This window comes from Mastigocoleus testarum BC008, from assembly GCF_001456025.1.
GTDB lineage: Bacteria > Cyanobacteriota > Cyanobacteriia > Cyanobacteriales > Nostocaceae > Mastigocoleus > Mastigocoleus testarum.
The window spans coordinates 44,461-69,340 of record NZ_LMTZ01000097.1 but is presented as its reverse complement, the minus strand read 5'-3'; the positions used below and the strand labels follow the sequence as shown (position 1 = coordinate 69,340).

19 protein-coding genes are annotated in these 24,880 nt (G+C 38.9%); 10 read left to right on the top strand and 9 right to left on the bottom strand.

The window, feature by feature from the left end; all coding sequences use genetic code 11:
• Nucleotides 1–186 precede the first annotated feature (186 nt).
• Both hepC and BC008_RS21585 read left to right on the top strand, forming a co-directional pair.
• Complete coding sequence (gene hepC / locus BC008_RS21590) at nt 187–948, top strand: heterocyst development glycosyltransferase HepC (RefSeq protein ID WP_082650584.1); 762 nt, start codon at nt 187–189, stop codon at nt 946–948.
• A 269-nt stretch (nt 949–1,217) separates the two neighbouring features.
• The gene (locus tag BC008_RS21585) at nt 1,218–2,138 is read left to right on the top strand and encodes a DUF1838 domain-containing protein (protein ID WP_058183783.1); all 921 of its coding nucleotides are present in this window, start codon (nt 1,218–1,220) and stop codon (nt 2,136–2,138) included.
• Nucleotides 2,139–2,312: 174 nt separating this feature from the next.
• Here BC008_RS21585 and BC008_RS21580 read toward each other — a convergent pair whose 3' ends face one another.
• From BC008_RS21580 to BC008_RS21570, 3 genes are all read right to left on the bottom strand, one after another.
• A complete protein-coding gene (locus BC008_RS21580) occupies nt 2,313–3,206 on the bottom strand; it encodes an ROK family protein (protein ID WP_027844660.1) in 894 nt (297 codons plus the stop codon).
• A 40-nt stretch (nt 3,207–3,246) separates the two neighbouring features.
• A complete protein-coding gene (locus BC008_RS51460; protein WP_235595894.1) occupies nt 3,247–3,495 on the bottom strand; it encodes a helix-turn-helix domain-containing protein in 249 nt (82 codons plus the stop codon).
• Between the two features lie 140 nt (nt 3,496–3,635).
• A complete protein-coding gene (locus tag BC008_RS21570; protein ID WP_082650583.1) occupies nt 3,636–3,890 on the bottom strand; it encodes a type II toxin-antitoxin system HigB family toxin in 255 nt (84 codons plus the stop codon).
• Between the two features lie 220 nt (nt 3,891–4,110).
• On the opposite strand from BC008_RS21570, the gene BC008_RS48520 reads away from it, so the two are divergent.
• The 5 genes from BC008_RS48520 to BC008_RS21550 all read left to right on the top strand — a co-directional run bounded on the left by BC008_RS48520 (nt 4,111) and on the right by BC008_RS21550 (nt 12,671).
• Nucleotides 4,111–4,314, top strand: coding sequence for a hypothetical protein (locus BC008_RS48520; RefSeq protein ID WP_153009626.1), 204 nt, complete (start codon nt 4,111–4,113; stop codon nt 4,312–4,314).
• A 55-nt stretch (nt 4,315–4,369) separates the two neighbouring features.
• The gene (locus BC008_RS21565; RefSeq protein ID WP_058183826.1) at nt 4,370–7,480 is read left to right on the top strand and encodes a pentapeptide repeat-containing protein; all 3,111 of its coding nucleotides are present in this window, start codon (nt 4,370–4,372) and stop codon (nt 7,478–7,480) included.
• A 645-nt stretch (nt 7,481–8,125) separates the two neighbouring features.
• A complete protein-coding gene (gene iscB / locus BC008_RS21560) occupies nt 8,126–9,400 on the top strand; it encodes an RNA-guided endonuclease IscB (RefSeq protein ID WP_027846519.1) in 1,275 nt (424 codons plus the stop codon).
• A gap of 172 nt (nt 9,401–9,572) precedes the next feature.
• Complete coding sequence (locus BC008_RS21555) at nt 9,573–11,045, top strand: TldD/PmbA family protein (RefSeq protein ID WP_027846518.1); 1,473 nt, start codon at nt 9,573–9,575, stop codon at nt 11,043–11,045.
• A 285-nt stretch (nt 11,046–11,330) separates the two neighbouring features.
• Complete coding sequence (locus tag BC008_RS21550) at nt 11,331–12,671, top strand: TldD/PmbA family protein (RefSeq protein WP_027846517.1); 1,341 nt, start codon at nt 11,331–11,333, stop codon at nt 12,669–12,671.
• Between the two features lie 172 nt (nt 12,672–12,843).
• Here BC008_RS21550 and ilvA read toward each other — a convergent pair whose 3' ends face one another.
• Nucleotides 12,844–14,355 (bottom strand): threonine ammonia-lyase, biosynthetic, encoded by a 1,512-nt coding sequence (gene ilvA / locus BC008_RS21545; RefSeq protein WP_027845822.1) that lies wholly within the window; start codon nt 14,353–14,355, stop codon nt 12,844–12,846.
• Nucleotides 14,356–14,502: 147 nt separating this feature from the next.
• Complete coding sequence (locus BC008_RS21540; RefSeq protein ID WP_058183781.1) at nt 14,503–15,132, bottom strand: hypothetical protein; 630 nt, start codon at nt 15,130–15,132, stop codon at nt 14,503–14,505.
• A 788-nt stretch (nt 15,133–15,920) separates the two neighbouring features.
• Between BC008_RS21540 and BC008_RS21535 the strand changes: the two genes are divergently transcribed.
• Nucleotides 15,921–16,772: a M90 family metallopeptidase gene (locus tag BC008_RS21535; RefSeq protein ID WP_027845823.1), complete on the top strand. Its 852-nt coding sequence runs from the start codon at nt 15,921–15,923 to the stop codon at nt 16,770–16,772.
• Here the strand turns inward: BC008_RS21535 and BC008_RS21530 are convergent.
• Nucleotides 16,742–17,338, bottom strand: a complete 597-nt coding sequence (locus BC008_RS21530) for a Uma2 family endonuclease (RefSeq protein WP_036267595.1) — start codon at nt 17,336–17,338, stop codon at nt 16,742–16,744. The genes BC008_RS21535 and BC008_RS21530 overlap by 31 nt on opposite strands.
• 311 nt (nt 17,339–17,649) lie before the next feature.
• Nucleotides 17,650–20,361, bottom strand: a complete 2,712-nt coding sequence (locus tag BC008_RS21525; RefSeq protein ID WP_058183780.1) for a PAS domain S-box protein — start codon at nt 20,359–20,361, stop codon at nt 17,650–17,652.
• Nucleotides 20,362–21,460: 1,099 nt separating this feature from the next.
• Between BC008_RS21525 and BC008_RS21520 the strand changes: the two genes are divergently transcribed.
• Both BC008_RS21520 and BC008_RS21515 read left to right on the top strand, forming a co-directional pair.
• Nucleotides 21,461–21,814, top strand: coding sequence for a DUF4870 domain-containing protein (locus tag BC008_RS21520; RefSeq protein WP_153009625.1), 354 nt, complete (start codon nt 21,461–21,463; stop codon nt 21,812–21,814).
• Between the two features lie 121 nt (nt 21,815–21,935).
• The gene (locus BC008_RS21515; RefSeq protein WP_027846047.1) at nt 21,936–22,574 is read left to right on the top strand and encodes a hypothetical protein; all 639 of its coding nucleotides are present in this window, start codon (nt 21,936–21,938) and stop codon (nt 22,572–22,574) included.
• A gap of 213 nt (nt 22,575–22,787) precedes the next feature.
• Here the strand turns inward: BC008_RS21515 and BC008_RS21510 are convergent, their stop codons facing one another.
• Both BC008_RS21510 and BC008_RS21505 read right to left on the bottom strand, forming a co-directional pair.
• Nucleotides 22,788–23,852: an agmatinase family protein gene (locus BC008_RS21510; RefSeq protein ID WP_027846046.1), complete on the bottom strand. Its 1,065-nt coding sequence runs from the start codon at nt 23,850–23,852 to the stop codon at nt 22,788–22,790.
• Nucleotides 23,853–23,889: 37 nt separating this feature from the next.
• Nucleotides 23,890–24,681 (bottom strand): thioesterase II family protein, encoded by a 792-nt coding sequence (locus BC008_RS21505; RefSeq protein WP_027846045.1) that lies wholly within the window; start codon nt 24,679–24,681, stop codon nt 23,890–23,892.
• Between the last annotated feature and the right edge of the window lie 199 nt (nt 24,682–24,880).

The window sequence follows — 24,880 nt, the reverse complement described above, 5'->3', positions numbered from 1 at the left end:
TGTAAAAATAAACATAAATACTAACCTCAGAGCATGAAGACATATATAGGGGGGCTAACTGACTCAATTTATCTAAAATATGAGAGCGTAATTTTGGTAAGTTATTTTGCCATAATTCTTCAAACTTTAGTAATGGACCAGTATCCCTAATCTAAATACTGCCTGCAAAATTGAAATAGAGTAACCATGATAGACTATTTCGAAAACAACAGTTTATCCACTTGTGCGCTGAAGTGGCGTATGGGTAAATTATTAGTTAAACCCGTGGATGAAGTTGAACAAGTCAATCTACCTGCTGTACACAGCAAACAATGGTTAGTTGAGTGTTTAAAACATTCTTCAGTAAATCTAGTTTGTATAGATCCAAAATTAGGGGGAAAAGAGGTTCTATTTTGGGCTGATGCTTGCGAACAAGCAGGTAAACCCATATATTTAAAACTGCCAGCAAATCAAAAACACAAGGGACGATTAAATTGGTTTTTTGGCTTTTTTGATTACTTTTTCAATTTAATTTTTGCCTCATTCCTAATTATAGTATTGAGTCCGGTAATGATGTTATTAGCTTTCCTCATTACTAACTCTTCAAATCAAGTATTTGTTCGTGAATGGCGTATTGACAAGCGAGGTAGGCTGTTTAGAGTTATTAAGTTTAATACGAAAGCATTAAAAACAAGCAGTATCCCCAACTTTCAAAAACCCAACCAGGATTATGGGAAATATACGTTAAATTTGATAGTTTATGATGTTTTTGCTTATCTCCCGCAGTTATTCAATGTTCTGCGTGGTGATATGACTTTAATAGAAACCGTTCCTTATCGATTTTTTACTTCATTAATGATAAAAAGACAAAAACAACAGCGATTAAATAATCTACCTCATATATTTAAAGACTGTTTGCTAAATGAAGTTAAATTTCAACAAGTTAATCTCAATATTCTTAACTCTTAGTATTTGAATAAATCATTGAAACGATTAAATACCAGTATAGTTTTAAGTTTTTTTGTAGGAGCGCTTGGCTCCTTCTTTTTTCCCAAATTGTGTATATTCTGCTGCAAAAGGAACAGAGAATGGCGAACAAAAAATGTCCTGCAAAAATATAGCTAAATACATCCTGCTATACTTTTCTCTCGACGGATAAATTTTGTAATATCTCTAGGATTGAGAATAAAAATCATTTTATTTCTCAGGGTATATCTGATGAGAATTACGAGTTTTCCATGAAGTTTGTCAAAGCTTTTTCTTGCTTCTTAGCAATTTTTATCGCTGCAGGTACGGCTTCTGCAAGGGTTTCAAAAGAAACGAATAATAATACTGCAACGTCCGATCTGCAAAGTTTGGGGACGGAAGAACTGATACGTAGTTATTGTTCTACTGATAGAAAGAATATATATAAAGAGTGGCGAGGTTCTGTTTACGCTTTTGTACCCCAGGAAAGACAACGAAAGCTTTTTAATATCATTGGAATGAATGTTGCTCGCTGTTTCCAGGATGATGGGGGAGAATGGTATCTAACATCTCGCGAGCTTACCTTTTACTTGGATCCCCAAACCAATGAAATACTAGAAAATTGGCAAAATCCTTGGACACAGGAAGTTGTACCGGTTGTTCATATAGCCAATAATCCAGTGCAAAATATTGTGAGAGGAGAGTATCCAGTTTTTATCAATGGTGAAAATGTTACTTTCGTACTCGATATTCCCCTTACCTATCCCAATGTTTTGGGGAACGATCCAAAATTTAAAAATTACAGTCCCGAGAAACTATACCAAGCTGGAGAATTTTTTAAGTTTACTGTTCCCCTGGAAGAAGCAACAGATACATCAAAAGCTACAACTGAATCATTTTCCGGTACTTGGACTCGTCTTGGACCGTGGTTACCTTGGATGAAAATGGGCGATCGCCCGGGACAACTTGTTTACAGCGCTGCATTTAGCAAATTTCGGGACTTTGAAGAAATGTCACCCGTACTTCAAAAATTAATTACTTCGCGACTTCCTGTTTATAAGAAAGCTCCCAGGTGTTTTCTTGCAGCCGAAAATGAAACATCTTGGACTTATTTTCGCAAACACTTCAACGAGTATTTAAAGGGTGCAGAATTTCCCATTCCAGAGTTTGAGGATAACAGGTCTTGTAGCTGAAGAACTGATATGATAAGCGCTTAATTACTTATGAAAAAATATGTTTGTAGTAGCGCTATGTCCTGACGGACACACTAACGCTAATAGCGCCAACATTTGTCTATTGCGCTAAAGCGCTACTACGAACCTTATTATAAGTCTTTTACCGGACATGATATGAGGAGGGGAATTGAACTAGGGAGCAGCTTGTTCTGCTAAAGCAAAAGCTCCCATAAGACCAGCTTTGTTACCTAATTTTGGAGGTAAGATATAATCTTCGATTTCATTGAGGATTTCTGGAACTTTTAAGTAACTACTAAGATGTTTCTGGACTTGAGAACGTACAAGTGGAAAAAGCTGTTTTTGATTCATGACACCACCTCCCATAATGATTTTCTGAGGTGATAAAGTGAGAACGAAATTTACTAAACCAAGAGCTAAATAGTTTGCTTCTAGAAGCCAAGCTGGATGTTCCGGTGGAAGAGAAGTTGCTTTTTTACCCCAACGCTTTTCAATTGCAAGTCCAGATGCTAATCCTTCCAAACAGTCATTGTGGAAAGGACAACAACCGGTAAAGGGATCCTCTGTTAAATTGTGAGGGATAAAAATATGTCCCATTTCAGGATGAAGCAGACCATGGATTAATTTACCATTAACCATTCCTCCTCCACCTATTCCGGTACCAACAGTAATATAGATGAAAGTATCTAATCCTTGGGCATTTCCCCAGCGATACTCACCTAAAACTGCAGCATTTACATCGGTATCAAAACCTATTGGTATCTTGAATTCGCGCCTAATTGCACCCACAAAATCAAAGTCTACCCAATTATGTTTGGGTGTATGCTTGAGATAGCCGAAAGTAGGAGAAGCAGGATTTGGATCTAAAGGTCCAAAGGAACCAATTCCAATACCTTCCAAGGTACCTTCAAGTTTTTCTTGCTGATGGAAAAAATCAATTACTTGAGGTATTGTTTCTTGTGGTGTGGTTGTTGGAATGCGAATTTCTGCACGTATATCATTAGGTTTAGTTCCTACACCACATATAAATTTTGTTCCTCCAGCTTCTATCCCTCCCCAAAGTGGCATTATTTTCTCCTCATAGAAATATAGTGCTATGCGCAATTCACTATTCAAATAAATTCACATCCACACGAAAATACTCTGCAAGAGCTTCTGCTTGTGCTTTATTGATGGTAGCGCCATTAACAATTTCCCAAACAACTTCCCTAGAACCAATTACCCCAGCTAATGCTTCTGGAGTAAGATCCCGTGCCTCCATCAGATGTATTAACATCGAATGGGGAGTACCTTGGGGTATTGGGTAATGAGTTTCTTCAAATTTCTCAATTAATGTCACCAACAGTTCCAACAGCATCTCCTTTTCTGCTGTACGATTGGGATGATGTTCTAAGCTTTGTGCTAGTTTGATAGCTTGTTCGGGTAGTAATTGTTTTTGGTTGATACTCAGCTAGCAGTTTACCGTAAGATTCAGAATTAAAAGTACGGGTAATTTTTTCATTTATCCTTATCATATTCGGCGTGAGTTAGGACATATTTAATATAAATTCTTTGAGTTTTGTAAATGATATCAACTATTAAGCGATAATTGTTTTCTTTTATATTAAACACAGTGAAGTTGCCAAAAGCAGAAGCTTTTGGATAAATAGCTTGAACTTCAATTAGATTTTTCCATTCTGCTAAAATCAAAGAAATTATTAAATAAATTACTAAAGAAATTGCCAATCTTACCCAAGCAATTCCTGGTAACATAACTGATTATGATTTGCATCCCGCTTTAAAAACAACAACACAAAAGTATTATCATCTCGAATTTGATTCCTTGTATACAAGCGTTTCAAATAACAAGCAGTTAATATCACTTAGTAGTTTTATTACTCAACCTATCCGCTACTGTGCGCAGATTTTGTTTAATGCATTAGAAAATACAAAAAAATATCAAAAGTGGCTGCGGGAAACAAATTAAACAAAGGTGGAAGTTAATCCAAAAGATTTGGAACGTTACTCGCTAGATCTATCTACAGTTGAGTTGTGCCGGTGGAAACTCAAGCATTTTTTACATTCTAAGGCGACTTGTACTTATGAAGCTCTAGACCAGGCTATGACTGGAATCATGGATTACATCATAAAAGATAATACCATCGATTGTTTCGCTCACTGCGATCTATTCGCCTGAAAATTGCTGTAATGATACTTCATCTTTGCATTTGTCATTGTAAAGGGTTTGGATAATGACTAATAACAATAAATGCTCAGAAAAACGACCGGTACACGAACGATTCGCAAATTGGTTTCAAAAACGCAAACAAAAAATCAGGCAAAAAAAAATCAGGCAAATAATAATCAAATATTCTATCATTCCCATCTGTATTACTGCTTTAGCATTTATTATGTATTTAGTAATACCAGAAGGTAACAAAAAAGACACGGAAATCAAAAAGTTCTGGGCGACAACTTTAAGAAATATTGAAGGTATAAGCATTTTTGCCGCTGTCATTCTTTATTTTATAGAAATTGATGACAGAAAACAAAGAAAACATTATGAAGCTTGGCAGGTGATCGACGCAGCTGATGGGATAAAAAGCAGTTACGCCAGAAATCAAGCTCTGCAAGATTTGAATGAAGATGCAGTTTCTCTGACAAGGGTAAATTTATCGAATACTGATTTGAAAAGCATCACTCTCAAATATGCCAATCTCAAAGAAGCGAACTTCAGTGCTACTAACCTTAGTAACGTCAACCTGAGAAAAGCCGACCTCAGATATGCCAATCTTAGAGATGCAAACCTTAGTAATGCCAATCTTTGCGGTGTCAACCTTTGTAGTGCCAACCTTTGTGGTGCAAACCTAAACTGTGCAATCATCGACTCCGAGACAAAACTCGACCGAAAATGGCACTTAGTCTGGAAAATTATTAATCAGCCAGCCGAGAAACGAAAACTCTACAGTACGGACCTTAGCGGAGCCAATTTGAGTGATGTCAATCTGGTAGAAGCCGATCTCACTAATGCCAACCTTAGCGGTACAAACCTGACTAAAGCCAACCTCAGTAGTGCCGACCTTAGTAATGTGGACCTCAGTGGTACAATCATCGACTCTGAGACAACAATCGATCAAAAATGGTATTCAGTCTGGGAAATTGTTAATCAACCAGCTGAAAGACGAAAACTCAGTAATAGCGATCTGATTCATGCCAATCTCGCTGGCGCTAACCTCAGGTATGCAAATCTCGCTGGCGCTAACCTCAGATATGCCAATCTCAAAGAAGCCGACCTAATTTATGCCGATCTCAGAGAAGCCAAGCTCACGGGTGCCGATCTCAGAGAAGCCAAGCTCACGGGTGCCGATCTCAGTAATGCCAATCTCCTAAGTGACAATGGCGATTTCAGTGGTGCCAACTTCAGTGGTGCTGATTTAAGTCATGCTAACCTCAGTAATACTAAATTTAGTGGTGCCGATCTCAGTCATACTAATCTCAGTAATGCCAAATTCAGTGGTGCAGACCTCAGTAATACTAACTTCAGTGGTGCCGATTTGAGTCATACCAACTTCAGTGGTGCTAATCTGAGCGGTACCAACTTCAGTGATGCCAATCTTAGTGGTGCTGACCTGAGTGATACAATAACCGATTCTGAAACAAAATTCGAGCAAAAATGGCATTTAGTCTGGGAAATTATTAATCAGCCAACTGAAAGACGGAATCTTACTAATACCGACCTCACTGGTGTTAACCTCAATGGTGCCAACCTAGTTAATGCCAATCTGAGTGGTACAAACCTCAGTGGTACAAACTTCACTAATGCTAATCTGAGTGGTACAAACCTCAGTGGTGCTGACCTCAGTGCTGTCAACCTCAGTGGAGCCAATCTCAGTACTGTTAACCTCAGTGGTGCCAACCTCAGCAATACATTAATCAATTCTGAGACAAAACTTGACCGGAAATGGCGCTTAGTCTGGGAAATTGTTAATCAGCCAACTGAAAAACGAAACCTTACTAATGCCGATCTTAGTAGAGCCGATCTCAGTACTTCCGACCTCAGTAGTGCCAATCTTAATGGTGCCAATCTTAATGGTGCAAATCTTAATGGTGCCAATCTTAGTGGTACCGATATTAGTGGTGCTGACCTCAGAAATACCAGCCTTAGTGGTGCCGATCTGAGCAATACAATCATCGACTCTGAGACAAAACTCGATCAAAAATGGCGCTTAGTCTGGGAGATTGTTAATCAACCAACTGAAAGACGAAACCTCAGTAGTACCGATCTCAGTGGTACAGATCTTAGCGGTACCAACCTCAGTGGTGCCGACCTGACTAATGTAAATCTCAGTTATACAAACCTTACCAATACGAATCTCAGTGGTGCCAATCTTAGTGGTGCCGATCTGAGCAATACAATCATCGACTCTGAGACAAAACTCGATCAAAAATGGCGCTTAGTCTGGGAAATTGTTAATCAGCCAACTGAAAAAAGAAACCTCAGTAGTACCGACCTCAGTGGAGCCAACCTCAGTGGTACTGACCTCAGTGGTACTGACCTCAGTGATGCCAATCTGATTTATGCCAAACTTAGCTATACCAATCTTAGTGGTGCCTATTTAATTCGTACCAACCTTAGTCGTGTCGACCTTAGCGGTGCCGATCTCACTCTTGCCAAGCTTAGTGGGGCCTACCTTCGTAGTACCAATATTAACAGTGCGAACCTCAGTACTGCTGACCTCAGTACTGCTGACCTCAGAAGTGCCGATCTCAGAAGTGCCGATCTCAGAAGTGCCAAACTTATCGGTGCCAATCTTAGCAGCGCTAACCTTAGTGGTGCCAATATCAACAGTGCGAACCTCAGTACTGCTGACCTCAGTACTGCTAATCTCAGTACTGCTGACCTCAGTGGAGCCGATCTTACTCTTGTCAAGCTCAGCACTGCTGACCTCACTTTTGCCAAGCTTTGCAGTGCTAAACTCAAAAATGCCAACCTGACTTATGCCAACCTCAGCAGTGCTAATCTTAACAGTGCTTACCTCAACAGTGCTGACCTCAGCAGTGCTGACCTCAGCAGTGCTGACCTCACCGATGCCAAACTCATGTACACTAATCTCAGCAGTGCTGACCTCAGCAGTGCAGATCTTAGCAGGGCCGAACTTATCGATGCCAAATTCAAAAATGCCAACTTGCTTTATACCAATCTTAGTGATGCTAACCTCAATGATGCCAAGTTCTGGGATGAAAGCTTATATGAAGCCAGAAATATAACACCAGAACAAATCAAGCAAGCCAAAAATTGGGAAAAAGCAAAATATAGTCCAGAATTTCACAAAAAACTCGGGCTACCAGTAGAAGATGGATGATGAATCGGAGGATTGAGTAGTGATTCCCATGTAGTGGTAATACAGAATTTTAGTATATTTGTTCTTATATATAGTAGATTATTCCCGTATAAACGAACTATTGTGTAAACTCTTTTATAACTTTTGCAGCAAGTTCCCAAACAACACTTAATGCATTTCTCAAGTTATGTTACAGATGATAAATAAACTAATACCAATTCAATAAATCATTGCAACAGATTCTCCAGTAGAGACGTTGCATGCAACGTCTCTACAAAATCTATCCGTCTTATTATTTTCCGAAATTGGTATAACTTGCGATCTGCACGCGCAGCTTTAGCTGCCATCACGACTAATAATGATATAAATCTGTTTGCAAATCGATCTCAACAGTCAGCAACCCAGCACTAAAGTGACTGGGCTTCCAGCCTAAAAACTGGGAGTCTCTCACGCTTCTTGTGACCGCTCTGCGGTCTAGCTGACCAGATTAAGTGCTCCGGGCACTACGTTTCAAGGAAGTGTTAAAGTTCTCACCAAGAAATGCGTAGCTAGTTTCTTGCTCTGAAATCAAGAAGTTAAATAGACCCAATGGGTTAAGTCAGTGCTTTTTGGATGTGCCGCCTTTAAACCTTATCGAAGCTAACATTACCAACGAGAAAAGCAGCAATGCAAAATTACGTATTTGTAGTCGATACCAACAAAAAACCAGTAAACCCAGTAACGCCACGTAGGGCAAGAAAATTACTGGAAAAAGGAAAAGCAGCCGTTTGGAGAAACTATCCCTTTACCATAATTCTGAAGCATGCTGTAACAGAAACTGTTCTCAAACCTTTAACAGTAAAAATCGATCCTGGTTCCCGATTTACTGGCATCGCAGTTTCAGAAGGAGAAAATGTAATCTGGGGCGCTGAAGTAGAGCATCGCGGATACCAAATTAAACAAACTTTAGAATCCAGAAGAAGTTTGAGAAGATCTCGCCGCAATAGGAAAACCCGGTATCGTAAAGCTCGGTTCGATAACCGCAAACGCTCGCCTGGCTGGATTCCTCCAAGCTTAATGCACCGAGTTTTAACAACTCAAACCTGGGTAAAACGCTTGATTATTTTCGCTCCAGTAGCAGAAATCTGGATTGAAAAAGTCAAATTTGATATGCATAAAATGCAAAATCCAGAAATATCTGGTGTGGAGTACCAGCAAGGAGATCTGCAAGGCTATGAAGTCAGGGAATATCTTTTAGAAAAGTGGGGTCGAGAATGTTCTTATTGCAGAAAGAAAGATGTACCCCTCCAAATTGAACATATCCATCCCCGCTCAAAAGGAGGCAGCAACCGAGTAAGTAATCTATGCTTAGCTTGCGAAAAATGCAACCAGAAGAAAGGGAATAAACCAGTCGAAGATTTCCTGAGAAAGAAGCCAGAACTACTGAAGAAAATCAAATCAAATGCTAATAAACCGCTAAAAGATGCCTCTGCAGTTAATTCAACTAGAAACAAGGTAGTCGAAGTTTTGTTTGGATTATTACCCGTAAAAACAGCTACCGGTGCTCAAACCAAATACAACCGAATTCGCTTAAAACTAGAAAAACAACATTGGATTGATGCCGCCTGTGTAGGTGATGTAGAAAAGTTAGTCTTAAAAACAAACCAACCACTAAGGATTAAATGCAATGGTCACGGAACTCGTCAGATGTGCGGAACGAATAAGTTTGGTTTCCCAACTAGACACCGAGGTAGGAAACAAATACATTTTGGTTTTACTACCGGCGATATCGTAAAAGCTGTCGTCACAAAAGGTAAGAAAATAGGTACATATTTTGGTAGATTATTATGCCGCAAAAGTGGAAGTTTTGATATAGCTACTAAAGCAGGTAGGGTAGCTGGTATCAGTTACAAGTTTTGTACTCCAATACATAAAAAGGATGGTTATTCCTACTCTTTTTAAAAGCAATATAAGGGGTAATAAATTACCCCGTGTCGTTTTTCCTCCCAGGGTTAAAACCACTGGGCTTCCAAACTCCCGTAAATTTCTTGTGACTTTCTGGGATTTGTTAGAGTAAGTACTATATTAAATTTTCGCTCAACTTCCTAAGTAAAGCCATCTTTGAGAGGCAAATATGCTAACAAATACCATTATCCTATCCAAGCAAATCCCCACACTGGAATATTCCTCGGCGACAGAGAGGTTTGACGAAACCTGGGAAGCTCCTTTATCAACTTTATTGGGCTTAGGACGTGCAGCAGGCGCGGACTTCGTGGAATTTTTCCTAGAGCGTGTTAATTATGTTAGCTGCCTTGCAGAGGATGACGCCATTACTAGCATTACACCACGCCTTTCCACCGGTGCTGGTGTGAGAGTATTTCGCGGTAAGGCTGATTGTTATGTCAGTACTAATAACATTTCTTTCGCTGGTTTAAAAGCTGCTTTGGAAAAAGCTTTAGATATTATGGGTCTGCAATTACCCGGACCAAATGCTTTCATTCCAGAAATTAATTTGGAATTATTTAGGGACTATAGCACCAAACGCGGTAAAGATGCCTGGTTACCTTTGTGCAGCAGCATGCAAGAGATGGGGGAAGTATTACTTGATGCAACAAGTACCCTGGGTAAAAAAGCATCCCACATTCAATCCCGACGTGCTTCATATTTCCGAGATTGGCAAGAAGTGTTAGTTGCTGCTAGCGATGGAGTTTTTGCTCGCGACATTCGCCTAACCCAATCGGTAGGATTCAATCTTCTTTGTGCTGATGGCGCTCACCGTACTTCTATCGGTCAACGCGCTGGTAACACTAGTGATCCCAAATTCTTAAAAACCTGGGATTATCAAGAAGCAGCCGACGAAATTTCAGAGTCTGCAGGTAAAATGCTTTACGCTGATTACGTAGAATCTGGCAACTATCCCATTGTGATGGCGAATCATTTTGGTGGGGTTATTTTCCACGAAGCTTGCGGACATTTATTAGAAACCACCCAAATTGAGCGGGGTACTACTCCCTTTGCAGATAAAAAAGGTGAGAAAATTGCCCACGAAAGCTTGACTGCTTGGGACGAAGGTCGTTCCGACAACGCTTTTGGTACCATCGAGATGGATGATGAAGGAATGCCAGCTCAAAGAACACTTTTAATTGAAAAGGGTGTTTTGAAGAACTTCTTAGCAGACCGGGCTGGTTCCATGCGTACCGGACATCCCAGAACAGGTAGCGGACGTCGCCAGAATTTCACTTTCGCTGCAGCTAGCCGGATGCGTAATACTTACATCGCTACCGGAGAGTACAAGAACGAAGATTTATTCGCTTCCATCGATAAGGGCATTTATTGCAAGAAAATGGGTGGTGGTAGCGTTGGTGCAACCGGTGAATTTAACTTCGGTGTAGATGAAGCTTATTTGATTGAAAATGGCAAAGTGACCAAGCCATTGAAGGGAGCAATTTTGATTGGGGAAGCAAAAGAAATTATGAATAAAATTTCTATGTGTTCCCAAGATTTATCTTTAGCTCCGGGTTTCTGCGGTTCTGTGAGCGGTAGTATTTATACAACCGTTGGACAACCCCATATCAAGGTTGATTCAATCACCGTTGGCGGACGTTAAGGATTTTTGTGTCTTTTTGTGTGTGCTGGATTGAAGATTTTCCAAAGCGGAAATATATCAATCTTAAGGGTAGACGTATTAAAGATTTTAAGGGCGCACGTCTGTGCGCCCCTACGGGTACAAAATACGGTACGAATCATTTTTGGAAACTCTCAGTAATACCGATCCAGCACACAGACATATTTTTTAGTTTTCGACTTTTATGACGTGACATTTAACGTCTCTACAACTTTTGATTTATGTCCTACGGACACGCTACGCTAATAACTTTTGACTTTTTAAACTATGGCGAGTATTAAAGAAATTGCAACTGCGGCGAAAGAAAGTGCTAGCAAACTGGGAATTAAGAAGTTTGATATTTATGGTGCGGTTACCGACCAAACTAGCGTTCAAGTAGATAAAGGCGAACCAGAACAGGTAAAAGCTTCAAATCTTTCTGGTGTAACGGTTAGGGTATGGAACGACGAAAATACCATGGGCGTTACTAGCACCACCGATGTGAATTCCAAGGGATTGGAACTAGCATTACAAACTGCTTACGAAGCAAGTTTTTTTGGTGTTAAAGAAAATGTACCTGATTTTAGTCCTGAGGCTACCGTTAAGATTGACGTTAGGCAAGAGGAAAAAGCTGAACCTGCTTCTGTTTCAGAACTGATTGAAAAACTATTAAAAGCTGAAAAGGATGTAGTTGAAGCTCATCCGGCGATTGAAAGCGTTCCATATAACCGTTTAGCGCAAAGAGGTATCGATAAGTTTTATCTCAATAGCGACGGTGCAATGAGAAGCGAATCCCATTCCTATACTTCAGTTTTCTTGTACAGTAAAACCGAAGAAGAAGGGAAAAAACCCCGGAGTGCAGGTGCTTTTAGATTGAGTAAAAGTTTGAGTGAGTTGGATCTTGATGGTTGTGTCAAAGAAACCACAGATAAAACCATCAGCCACTTAAACTACGAAAAAATCAAAACCGGTAAGTACACCGTTGTTTTTTCCCCTGATGCTTTCTTAAGCTTGCTCGGTGCTTTTTCTAATTTGTACAATGCCCAAAGTATTTTGGATAATCAAAGTTTATCGAAGGCTGACGACCTAGGAAAGGAAATAGCTTCCCCCTTACTTTCAGTCTGCGATGATTCTTTACATCCAGCAAATATTGGGGCGGAAACATTTGATGGAGAAGGAACTCCCACTCGTAAGGTTTCCTTAATTGAAAATGGAATCTTAAAAAACTTCCTTCACAGCGCGGGTACGGCGAAAAGAATGAATGCTAAGCCCACAGGAAACGCTAACATTGGGGCTAAAGTAACAGTTAGTCCTAACTTCTATCACGTTTACGCTGGCGCAACTGTAGAAAAAGAATTTAGTTTAGATACGGCGGAAAATGTTGTTTTCATTGACGATTTGCAAGCTCTCCACGCTGGAGTCAAATCCTTGCAAGGTTCTTTTTCCTTACCCTTTGATGGTTGGTTAGTGAATAAAGGTGTAAAAACCAGTATTGACTCTGCAACCGTCGCAGGAGACTTCCTCGAAGTTATGAAATCGATTGTGTTTGTCGAGAAAGAACCAGAATTAACCCCTGGAGGAGTCTGTCCCAGAATTTGGGTTGAAGGTCTTTCGATTACTGGGGAGTAGGGATTGGGGATTAGGTAATGGGTAATTGGTAATTGGTAATGGGTAATTGGTAATTGGTAATTTTTTCTCATTACTTCTTATTCATTACTTGTTACTTATTACTCATTACTGTGCGCTTACGCGCCCCGCTGCGCTAACATTACTTATTACTCATTTCTCCCAATCCCTATCCTCAAGCCAAAAACAACTTGTAGGCGGGATTTTTATTCTCATCCCAATACTGATAACCCAAAGTATCTAAAAATGCTTGCCATTCTTTCATTTCTTCTGGTGGAACCTGTATCCCAACCACAATTCGTCCGTAATCTGCACCATTATTGCGGTAGTGGAATAAACTAATATTCCAGTTGGGACTCATGGAACCAACAAACTGCATTAACGCGCCGGGACGTTCGGGAAATTCAAATCGATATAATAGCTCATTATGGGCGAGGGGCGAACGTCCGCCAACCATATGCCGTAAATGCATTTTGGTTAGTTCATCATCGGTTAAGTCAATGATTGCAAAACCATTATTTTTAATTATTTCGGCAATATTTACCCCATCAGCACGGTTTTGAATTTGGATCCCGACAAAAATTTGGGCTTCCCTCTCATGAGCGATGCGATAGTTAAATTCTGTGAGGTTACGTTTGCCGATACATTCACAAAACTTACGCAGACTTCCCGCTTCCTCTGGGATTGTTACTGCAAATATTGCTTCTCGACGTTCCCCTAATTCTGCCCTTTCGGCAACAAACCGCAAGCGGTCAAAATTCATATTTGCACCACAAGCGATCGCAACCAATGTTTTATCCTCAATTCCTTCCCGTTCTACATAGGCTTTAGCCCCTGCGATCGCTAGTGCTCCAGCTGGTTCCACAATTGACCGAGTATCTTCAAATACATCTTTAATGGCAGCGCAGGTATTATCAGTATCTACCCGAATGATGTCATCTACAAACTCTTGACACAGGCGAAAAGTCTCTTCCCCAACTTGTCGCACCGCTACACCATCGGCGAATAAACCCACCTGAGGTAAACGTACTCGACGACCCAAGCGCAAGGATTGATACATCGCATCGGCGTCAGCAGGCTCAACCCCAATAATCTTAATTTCCGGACGCAACCGTTTAACATAGGCTGCAATCCCCGAAATTAAACCACCGCCACCAATAGCAACAAAAATTGCATGAATCGGTTGCTGATACTGACGCAAAATCTCCACGCCGATTGTACCTTGTCCGGCAATTACATGGGGATCGTCAAAGGGATGGATAAAAGTTAAACCCTTTTCTGCTTCTAGTTCGCGAGCATGGACGCAAGCATCATCATAGGTATCTCCATGTAAAACAACCTCTCCACCCCGAGCTTTGACGGCATTGATTTTTACTTGGGGTGTAGTTACTGGCATCACAATAATAGCTTGCGTACCTAGTTTACTGGCTGCGAGGGCGACACCTTGGGCATGATTTCCCGCTGATGCAGCAATTACACCCTGTTTTAAGATATCTGGGGGTAGTTGTGCCATTTTGTTGTAGGCTCCCCGGAGTTTAAAAGAAAACACCGATTGCATGTCTTCTCTTTTAAGCAGAAGTTTATTATTTAAACGTTTCGATAAATTTGGGGCGTGGTCAAGGGGTGATTCTTGGGCAACATCATATACGCGAGCTGTGAGTATTTGTACGAGGTAATCGCAGAACATGGGGCGAATGAGTTGGTAGATGCCTTACGGAGTTTTATTTTACGCTAATTTGGGGACATGTTTATTCGATAATATTTTCAACTATTAAATCCTAGTTAGTTTAGCCAACTAAAAATGCTACATAATATATAGTGCTAAGGTTACTATTCATTTACACTCCCACTCATTTTGTATGATAAAAATATCTTTATTTATAAGTCCTCCTTGTGGAGAGTACAAATCACCTTTTAAATAAGTCACCGTGTTGTTTTTAACAACATTTTTAGCTTTGAAACTCCAAGATTTACCAACATAATTGTCACCACTCCAATTAGGATGGATATCGTTTGGTTTTGGACTCGACAGAATACGGGATGTACTATCATGAGGTACACAACTTGTATTTACTTTTACTGATGTTTTTGACTGTTGCTCAATTCGCCAACCAAAAACAGTTTCTTTATCTTCAAAATTGTTTGCAGTGGTAACAAATAATTTTTCTCCATCAGCATTCTTGAATTGAAAAAGACAAAGCCCTAAACCGGTACCCGAACAATCTACGATTTCGGTATATCCTTTCTTTTCAATGAAATTATTTATTGTTATTCCTCTATTAGGATTATTTACCTGTTCTTTATTAAATAATGGTTTCCAACCAGCATTTATTAGCATATTTCTAGCTTTCGCATAAGGAATATTTTGTTTGAGGTTTGGTAATTCTCGTGCAGGTGATATTTGTGATGTCAAAGCAATGATTCCAGTCGCGATCGAGCTTGCGAACAATATTTTTCTTTTCATAACTATAAGTATAAGCAGGTGTAGTTTAGTGGAATACAGTTAATGATTGTTACAAGTTAAACCAAAGTTAGCAGTTCTTCCTCATGGATATTACACACTGAACTTTTCGAAAACAAGTTATAAGATTTACGACTTACCTATAGAGTCTTTTTGCTTTACCTTATTTCTCACCTCCTGCAAAAGGAAGTAGGGTCATATTACGTCCGGCTAAACAGTTATCACATCTGTGGGGGCGAAGTAATGAGTAATGTTAGCGTAAGCGCACAGTAATAAGTAAAAGGGTTATTAGGTAATAACCACCGTCTTTTCAATAGGGTCATATAGTAACTAATTAAGCGGACTTGATATCAGACTGCATGCAATACAGTTCAGTTAAAGTTAAACCATAATTGTTTTGGGCGTGTAGAGAGGTTGCAGAGCCTGTGGCGTCGGCGTTAGCCTCTGCAAAGGTCTCTACCAAATGGTTCAGTCTTCTTATCTCAACTGTATTGGGACTGTATGCGTCTGATGGGCTATCACGGCTATAGATATTGCGTTACGTTTTTCCTGATGTCAATTTATATTTTGATTAATCCGTCGGTATAATATTTAGTTTTTTTACAGAGATTATCATCATCAGTTTCTGATGTTCGATCTGGATAAATTTTTTCTACAAATATTATGAAGATAGGGATACAATATATGACCACTCGATATACAATATCGACGATAGTTCGCAATAATTGTTAAATTTGCAAATAAAGCATGGCAATTCGAAATTGCACTGCAATATAAAATAATTAAAATCGATGCTCGAAGCAATTATTGTTTTATTTGTCAGCTTCCTTATTGCAATAACGATCTTAATAAGCCCAATTTTAGTAAAAAAAGCCAGAAAACGTCTGCAACGTCGTTCTTTTCCCCGACTTTGGAATTTTATTATTGACGACCATCTTCCCATTTATTCTTATCTTTCCCCTGGGGAACGCAAACGCCTTCAGGGACACATTCAAGTATTTTTAGCAGAAAAACAATTTATTGGTTGTGCTGGATTACATTTAACAGAAGAAATGAAACTGTTAATTGCTGCAAATGCTTGTTTGCTACTTCTTAACGAACGAGGACAATATTTTCCTCGATTGCGTTCAATTTTAATTTATCCAACTGCTTATATAGTAAAACAAACCACTGTCACCGGAAATCATATTGTTGAAGAAAGTTTAGTTGCAAGATTGGGAGAATCATGGACAACTGACCAATTAATATTATCTTGGGAGCAGGTAAAACAAGATACTTGCAACTGGGGAAATGGACATAACGTTGTATTACATGAATTTGCTCATCAGTTAGATCAAGAAGATGGTCAAGCTGAAGGGGTTCCAATTTTGCGACGGAAATCAGACTACTCCACCTGGTCTAAGGTGATGACCGCAGAATACAAGCAACTGTGTGAAGACGTTCAGAAAGGAGTAGATACAGTATTAGATAGATATGGTGTAACTAACCCTGCAGAATTTTTTGCTGTAGCAACTGAAACTTTTTTTGAAAAACCACAGGAATTAATCAAAAAACGTCCGGCTCTTTATCGTTTATTACAAGGTTATTATAGGCTAGATCCTAAGCGTTGGGTTCAACAGTCTTCAAAATCAACTTTATCGTAGATATCTGCAAGCGTTATTCTAAAGGGAATTGAATCTAAGGAAATTGAATTTAAAGTAACTGTTTCATTCACATCATAATATTCTGAAAAAGTCCAGCTGTTTTGACCTGTCTTAAAATATTGCTCGACATACATCGTATATTGGTCAATGAGGAGATATTCAACAAAGCCAGGAATTGTTCGATAAGCCAAAAACTTCTTATCTTTGTCGTAGTTTCTAGTGGAATCTGATAGAACTTCAGCAATTATTAACGGGTTGGTGACTGTATCTCGCCGTCCCGATTGTAATTGCAAATCACCTTGAACTACCATCACATCAGGATAAGTATAAATCTGTTTTTTTGGAATCCAAACTCGTTGATCTGTGACGAAAACTCGATAGGGTTGACGTTTAAGTGCAAAATTTAGAGTACCACTAAGGTTGAGAGCAATTTGATTATGATTTGGGGTTCCACCAGTCACAGGAACAACCTCACCACCAATATATTCATGACGTTCTTCTGAGTTTACTTCATATTCGAGGTATTCTTCGGGCGTATAAAGTTTTTTCTCTTCAGCTTGCGTCATCATGCGATTTGAACCCTCAAGGCTTTTTTGGTGGGATAAGTAAATAATCTTGTCTTGATTCCACTATTTTAATTAATTTCAAGGAAGTGTTATATCATGTCCGGCAAAACGCTTGTAATAAGTTTCGTAGTAGCGTTTTAGCGCGATAGACAAATATTGGGGCTAAAGCGCTGCTACAAATATATTTTTTCATAAGTAATTAAGCGAACATCATATTAGTCAGCTTGGAGAGTTGATTGAAAAACTCGCAGAATTTGGTAGCGGTGGTATGGGAAGTAACTCATGCAGATTTTTCCCACGAGACAGATTTGCTAAGAAATATTTGGTGAAAGATGTGAATTTACAGCATTTAATAATTGTTCAATGGTATAAGGCTTCAACAAAAAAGTTTTAATATTGGGGGGGAAAGTTTTTCCAGGGTCCGCAGGAAGTCCACTGGTAGGAATGACCTTAACATGGGGGTTAATCTTATGAATAGCGCGGATAGTTGTTAATCCATCCATATTCGGCATCATAAGATCCATGAGAACAAGGCTGATTTCCTTTTTGTGTTCGGCATAGATGGTAATCGCTTCAATTCCATCCTTGGCAAGAAGAGTTTTATAGTTATAGTTTTGTAAAGAAGTTTTTGTAGTCTGTCGAATAATTTCTTCATCATCTACAATCAGAATCAACTCACCGTTGCCCTTTGGCAGTAGATTCTCTGATGAGTTTTGCAAGCAAGGTGTTCCTTCTACAGCTGGTAAAAACACCTCAAATTGGGTACCCTTTCCCAGTTGACTATCAACTTTGACAAAGCCACCATGACTTTTGACAATACCTTCTACAGTAGCCAGTCCCAGTCCTTTACCTTTACCAAATTCTTTAGTAGTGAAAAAAGGGTCGAAAATTCGCTTTGTTAGGTGTGGTGGAATACCGACTCCGGTGTCAGAAATTGTAACGATAACATAGGAACCAACCTTGGCTTGCCAATTCATGCGGGCATAATTTTCATCTAGGTAGCGATTTTGCGCCTTTATGGTTAAATTTCCGCCATTAGGCATTGCATCCTGTGCATTGATCAAAACATTCATGAATACTTGATGAATTTGGGTACTATCAGCCAAAATTAGCCCCAGTTTCTTTTTTGGAATTTGTTTGGATATATCTATGGTTTTGGGGAAGGTACTTTGAGCAATACTAATTACTTCTTCAAGCAAGTATTCTAATTGGATGGTAACTTGCTTACCCTCTGTTCCCCGATTGAAATAAAGAAGTTGCTTAACTAAATCAGCCCCGCGCCTTGCACTATTCTCAACCATTGTCAAGAGCTGTTGAGTGTTTTGATCGATATTGGAGAATCTAAGGGGAAGCAATTGAGCAATGGTAAGAATAGGGGTAAGAAGATTGTTGAAGTCATGGGCAATGCCAGTAGCCAAAGTACCAATGGTTTCTAAGCGCTGGGAATGGTAGAACTGTTGCTCCAATTTTTTCTTTTCGGTGATGTCGCTGTTAACAGCAAGAATAGATTTGGGTTGCCCAGATTCATCCCGCACTAGAGTCCAGCGACTAACAACTATAATTTCTTGACCATTTTTAGTAACTTGTTTTAGCTCACCTTGCCAGAAACCTCGATCTAGAACAAGACTAAGACCTTGAGCGAGTTGAGAAGAAGATTCGGTATGAAACAACTCATGGGCAGTTTTGCCAATAGCTTCTGTAGCAGTCCAACCATATAAGCGTTGAGCTCCTTCACTCCAAAATAAGACGCAATTGTCTAAATCTCGGACAAAAATTGCATCGGTAGCGATATCAATTAAAGCGGCTTGTTGAGCAATTTTCTGCTCGGTGAGTTTGCGTTGGCTAATATCAATCAACAACCCATCCCAGGCATCTCCTTGGGATGTTTTTTGCGCCTGGGAATTGCCCTCAATCCACTTCAATATTCCCGATGGGGTTGTGATTCGTCCTTGCCAGTGCCAGGGTAAAAAGTTTTCAACAGCATGAGTTACAGAAGTCAAGAAAGATGGTAAATCTTCTGGGTGAATCAAATTTATGAATGTATCGGCATCCTCGACAATCTTCTGTGGCGCTAATTCTAGCAATTGGTAGGAATGTTCACTGACATAGGTAAAATGATGTGGGCACTCTGGGGTATTAGGAAAGTAGCGGTAGACCATCCCTGGCATATTGGTAACCAATGCCTCAAATTTGGTTTGGCTTACCTGGAGCTTTGATTCAGCTTGCTTGAGAGTGGTAATATCCCGTCCTTCTAAAATTAGCATCACAACTTTACCTTCTGAATCAAAAAAGGGCTTGAGGGAAAAATCTACAAAAGCAAATGTTCCCGAAGTCCAAATATGTTTGGATTCAAAACGCACTAATTCACCTTTGGCGGCTTTGGCGATCGCTTGTTGCAATTGCTGCTGCTGTTGGGGAAAATCAGCCCACCAGGGGATTTTGTAAAAAGGTTGTCCAATTACATCCGAGCGCTGAGCAGCAATAGCATTTAATGCAGTTTGATTCGCTTCGATCGCAATTCCCTCAGGACTTAGCAGCACCATAAATTCAAATGTACTATCAAAAATCGCTCGAAATTTATGTTTGTTCTGCTGTAGAGCAATTTCTGCTTGTTGTTGGATTTGGTCTTGAGTAACTAAACCAAGCAATTGACCTTGGCGATCCAGTAGCGTTAAGTAAGGAACCTGTGAAGAGTGCATTAAAGATAAGGCGGTGAAAATATTTTCACAACCAGTAAGGGTCAGACTAGTAACTGGCTTTGTATTCACCTCTTTAATCTTGATCTGGGATAAATTTTTTCCTGCCCCAATTAGCTTGACTATATCTGGTGCTGTGAATACCCCTACTAACTTCATCCCATCGGCAACTAAAACACAACTGCAATCTCCCTGGTTCATTAAGGTGATTGCCTCAAAAACGGATGTATCTGGTGTCACTTTTAAAGGAGTGCGATAACGCTTAGCTGTAGTAGCATCAACAATCTGTTCCAAGGTTGGCCAATTTTCGAAGGAGTTGCTTTCCATAATTAAGGAGGCAATTGGACTGGATGTTTTAATGTGTAAGCATTATAAAATTATTGATATAAATTTAAAGTAACATTTTGCTTTTAGGCAGAGTTATACTCACAATATCAAGGGTTTGTCTGTTTGTTTATTTCCAGATTTAAAACAAAAAAGTGAGGAATTTGTGAGGAGTACAATTCAATCTGTATCGTATAAGATAGTGTAAATCAACTATACAATTAACATAAATTGCCTATTAAACGTAGCATTCAGGTGCACTAGTGAGGCGTACAAATTAGGATATCGTCACTTTTATTCGAGATAATTTAGTTTTATTGTCTTGAGACAAATAAATTTATCGTAACAATTTAAAACTCGTTTTTGATTAACAAAATATCTGGTTTTTCATCTCACGAACCTGTGGTACGATAGCAGGTTTATGATTTATATGATGTCCGCTTAATTACTTATGAAAAAATATGTTTGTAGTAGCGCTTTAGCGCCAATGTTTGTCTATCGCGCTAAAGCGCTACTACTAACCTTATTACAAGTGTTTTACCGGACATGATATTACCATCAGATTTTGATACTGCAAGCAAAATATTTATTAATAAATCAATTGTTGATCGGTAGGGGAATTTGCCACAACACTTTGGATTGGTACAACTTTGGATTAATATACCAATAATTTTGTTATACACCCCTTTCAAGTTAATGGATACTTGAGGCAGTGTATTATTTTACGAAAAAATTTACATTCTTGCTATAAATTATTAAGAATTACACGGTTAACCCGCATCAATCCTCTTAACTACATTGCTGTATAATTAAATAATATGCTTTATTTTGTGCGTTCCAGTTTTGCAGTGAAATATCTGGTGTGTGAATTAATTTACTGCACTTATTGGGCTGAAATCCTAATTATGCTTGTCTCATTAATTTATGCTTTATTTGAAAAACAACAAAAAGCTAACCTTATTAATATTTAATTGTTAAATATCGTTCCATAATAAAGCCATTGGACTCATGCCAAGAAATCACCCAGGCAAGCATAATAGCTGATTTTTTTAAGTACTTAATATAAGTAAAATAAATCCATCAATTTTGTAGAGGTTCTTTAATGACAATGCAAAATCAAGAGCGAGAAGCCAACCTATGGGCAATGTTTCTACATTTGTCATTATTAGGTGGTTATATAATTCCATTTGGAGGATTTATTGCACCAGTAATCATCTGGCAACTCAAAAAAGATGAATTACCAATCTTAGATATTCATGGCAAAATGGCTGTTAATTGGTTAATCTCATCATTAATTTATGGTGCAATATTTTCTTGTTTAACTATTGTATTCATTGGAATACCGCTACTAGCTCTTTTGGGAGTACTTGGAGTTCTTTTCCCAATTATTGCTGGGATAAAAGCAAATAACAGTGAATTTTGGAAATATCCCTTTTCTCTCACTATTCTTAAATGAATTCTTAAATGAAATGATCGTCAAAACTCTTGAAGTCTTGCTTGAGATCTTCCGTAAAATAGTTTTATCCCCAATGAACTCGATATCCTTATATTAACGATTTCCAGCTTGGAACTTGCTTATGAAATTTAGCCAGGAATTTTTAGATACCCTAAAGACTTTATTGCTAAATCAAAATTTCCTGGATAGAGTAATCTTTTTAATACTTACAGCGGGAGTAAGTGGTCTTTTTATTCCTCATGTTCTCAAGGGAATTGATGCAAGGAAGCTCCGAGCAAAAATGGAGTATGAGGCAGACTTAAAACGATCAGCCAATATAGTTGATGCACAAATAAATCTTTTGGAGAACATTTCTAAGTCACTATGGGAACTGCAACTTCTAGCTCTTGCAGTTTGCTACTATAAAGTTCACTCGAACTCAGAGAAATATATAGCCGCAGTAGAAAATTATGACGTGAAATCATGGGACTTATTTAGTAATATTAGACTTGAGATTAGTAAGGCTGCGCGTTTAGTATCAAACGACCTATACAATCAGCTGTTGTGTTTCTTTGAAGAAAATCTTATCAAGAGAATTGATGAAACATTAATGCCTTTGATCGAAAAAGGAGATGATACTTTATCCCAGGAATGGGAAAAACAGTATGATTTTTTGCTTTATAAACTACCGATTGAAATTGATGAAATAGTTATAACGCCTTTGGCTGAAGAGCTAAAGCTTTCATCCCCTCAAAAAAATAAGCCAAAGAGTAGGCGTTAAGTAGGAATCTATTGTTGTGTCAACATATTTTATTCTCATATCAAACTGGAAAGTTCAGTTTGTTTTAGCCTAACAATCGCGTTGCAACGGACGCACTGAAACAGATTGTGGTCTACCCTAAAATTGAAATCTAATCGTCGTAGCTGAAGTTAACCGGATGGAGTAATATTTGCAGCCAGGAGTATTGCAAAGTGCTTCTCTTGTCATAACTGATTATCCAGACATGATATTACTCCTGACTCCTGACTCCTGCGATAAATCCATCAAATTCGCTAACTTATAAACTATCCGCGCTCCTACATTCCCATCCCATTGTGCATCACCAACTTCGCAAACATCAAACCCAATAATTTTTTTCCCACTATTTACCAATTCCCGAAATAGACAAAAAGTTTGCTCTAACTCTAATCCAGAAGGAACCGGAGTACCGGTATTTGGACACAGTTTTGGATCTAAACCATCCACATCAAAGCTGATATAAACGTTTTGTGGTAAATAACTAACAATTTCTCGACATAGTTCAATCCAACTGCTTCCAGAGTAAAGCCTTTGTTTAATTTTTGAGTCGTAGAAAGCAATGATTCTACCGTTAGATTGCTCAATCATTTCCACTTCATCATGGCAAATATCTCGCAATCCCACCTGTACTAGTTTTGATATCTGCGGTATTTCCATTGCATTAAACATGATTGATGCGTGGGAAAATTTAAATCCTTCGTAAGCATCCCGTAAATCTGCATGAGCATCAATATGTAATATACCGTAATCATGATAATTGGCAGCTAATGCTTGGAAATATCCCAACGGGGAACTATGGTCTCCACCAATAACTGCAACTCGTTTCCCATCACTTATAGCTTGTTGACATTGTTGATATAACCATTGATTAACTTCTTCACTCGCTTGGTTAATTTCTGTAAGCACAGCGGTTAAATCTGGTTCAATAGTTAGGGATTGACCTTGTTCTAATCGTTCAATGATTTTTGCTGCTTGGTTTCGGTAATATTCATTTTTATCTACAACATCTTGGGGAATACCTATCATAAAAATTCCCTGTTTCCATCCATCAGAGTGATCAAAATCGAACAGGTCCAATTGTGGAGAAGCATCCAAAATTCGTTGTGGTGCATTAGCAGTTCCCGCACCATAGGAAACAGTAACCTCCCAAGGTACGGGAAAGATAATTAGTTTTGCAGACTCATAATCGAAAGGTAAGCCAAAAATATTACCATTAACTTGACCTACATCGCTGGGATCGTAATCTTGGAAATTCGCCATAAGAGACTCAGAAGGTATTTGACTGCAGCATATAATGTTAAAGATTTATCTGATGACATACTGTATCAATTATTTGCAGCAACCTAGAACGTGAAGAGTTTAGGAAAAAATGGTCACCTGGTAAAATATGTAAATTAAAGTCAGCAGCAGTTTGTGAACTCCAAGCTGCTAATTCTTCGCGACTAGCTTCTGTATCTTCTGACCCAGCAAATGCGGTAATTGGACAGTTTAAAGGTGGCTCATCGTAATAATTATAAGTTTCAATAACTGCAAAGTCTGCCCGTAACGTTGGGATAAAAAGCGCCATTAGTTCTTTATTTGCAAGGATTTCTTCAGGAGTACCACCCAAACAACGTAATTCTTGCAAAAACTCTGACTCTGGTAATTCGTAGATTGGTTTTTTAGTTGGAGGAAGTTGAGGTGCGCGACGAGCACAAACAAATAGATGGTTAGGAGATATTTCGCGATATCCCCTTTGGGGATGCGCGAAGCGATCGCGACGCAAACTACGAGCTAGTTCGAATGCAATTAAACTACCCATGCTATACCCTAAAAAAGCAAAAGGTTGCTTCAGGTAAGGAATAATCGCCGGTTTTAGCTCTTGAATTAAAGGTTCAATTCTGGTGAAAGCACTTTCCATTAGTCGTCTTTCACGTCCGGGTAATTGAATTAGGTATACCTCAATTGCAGGGAATAACTCATCAGCCCAATTGCGAAAACTTAGAGTTCCACCTCCTGCGTGGTGAAAGCAAAATAATCGTAATTGTGCATCAGGATTGGGTTTAGGACAAGTAACCCAAGGATTAAGAAATTGGTTGCGATTGTTCACAAATTTCACAAATATTATTCGCGGATATAGACTTCAGCTGTACGATGTCGGACACAAAACCCAGTTTTTCCCACTGATGTAGGTATTTTCAGTTTACAAGAGTGGGATACAGTGCTTAGCATGTCAATTTGAGTAAGTTGTGTAAGTACAAGAATGTAAGTACAAGAAATTTAGCAAAATTGTTAAAGTTAATATAAGC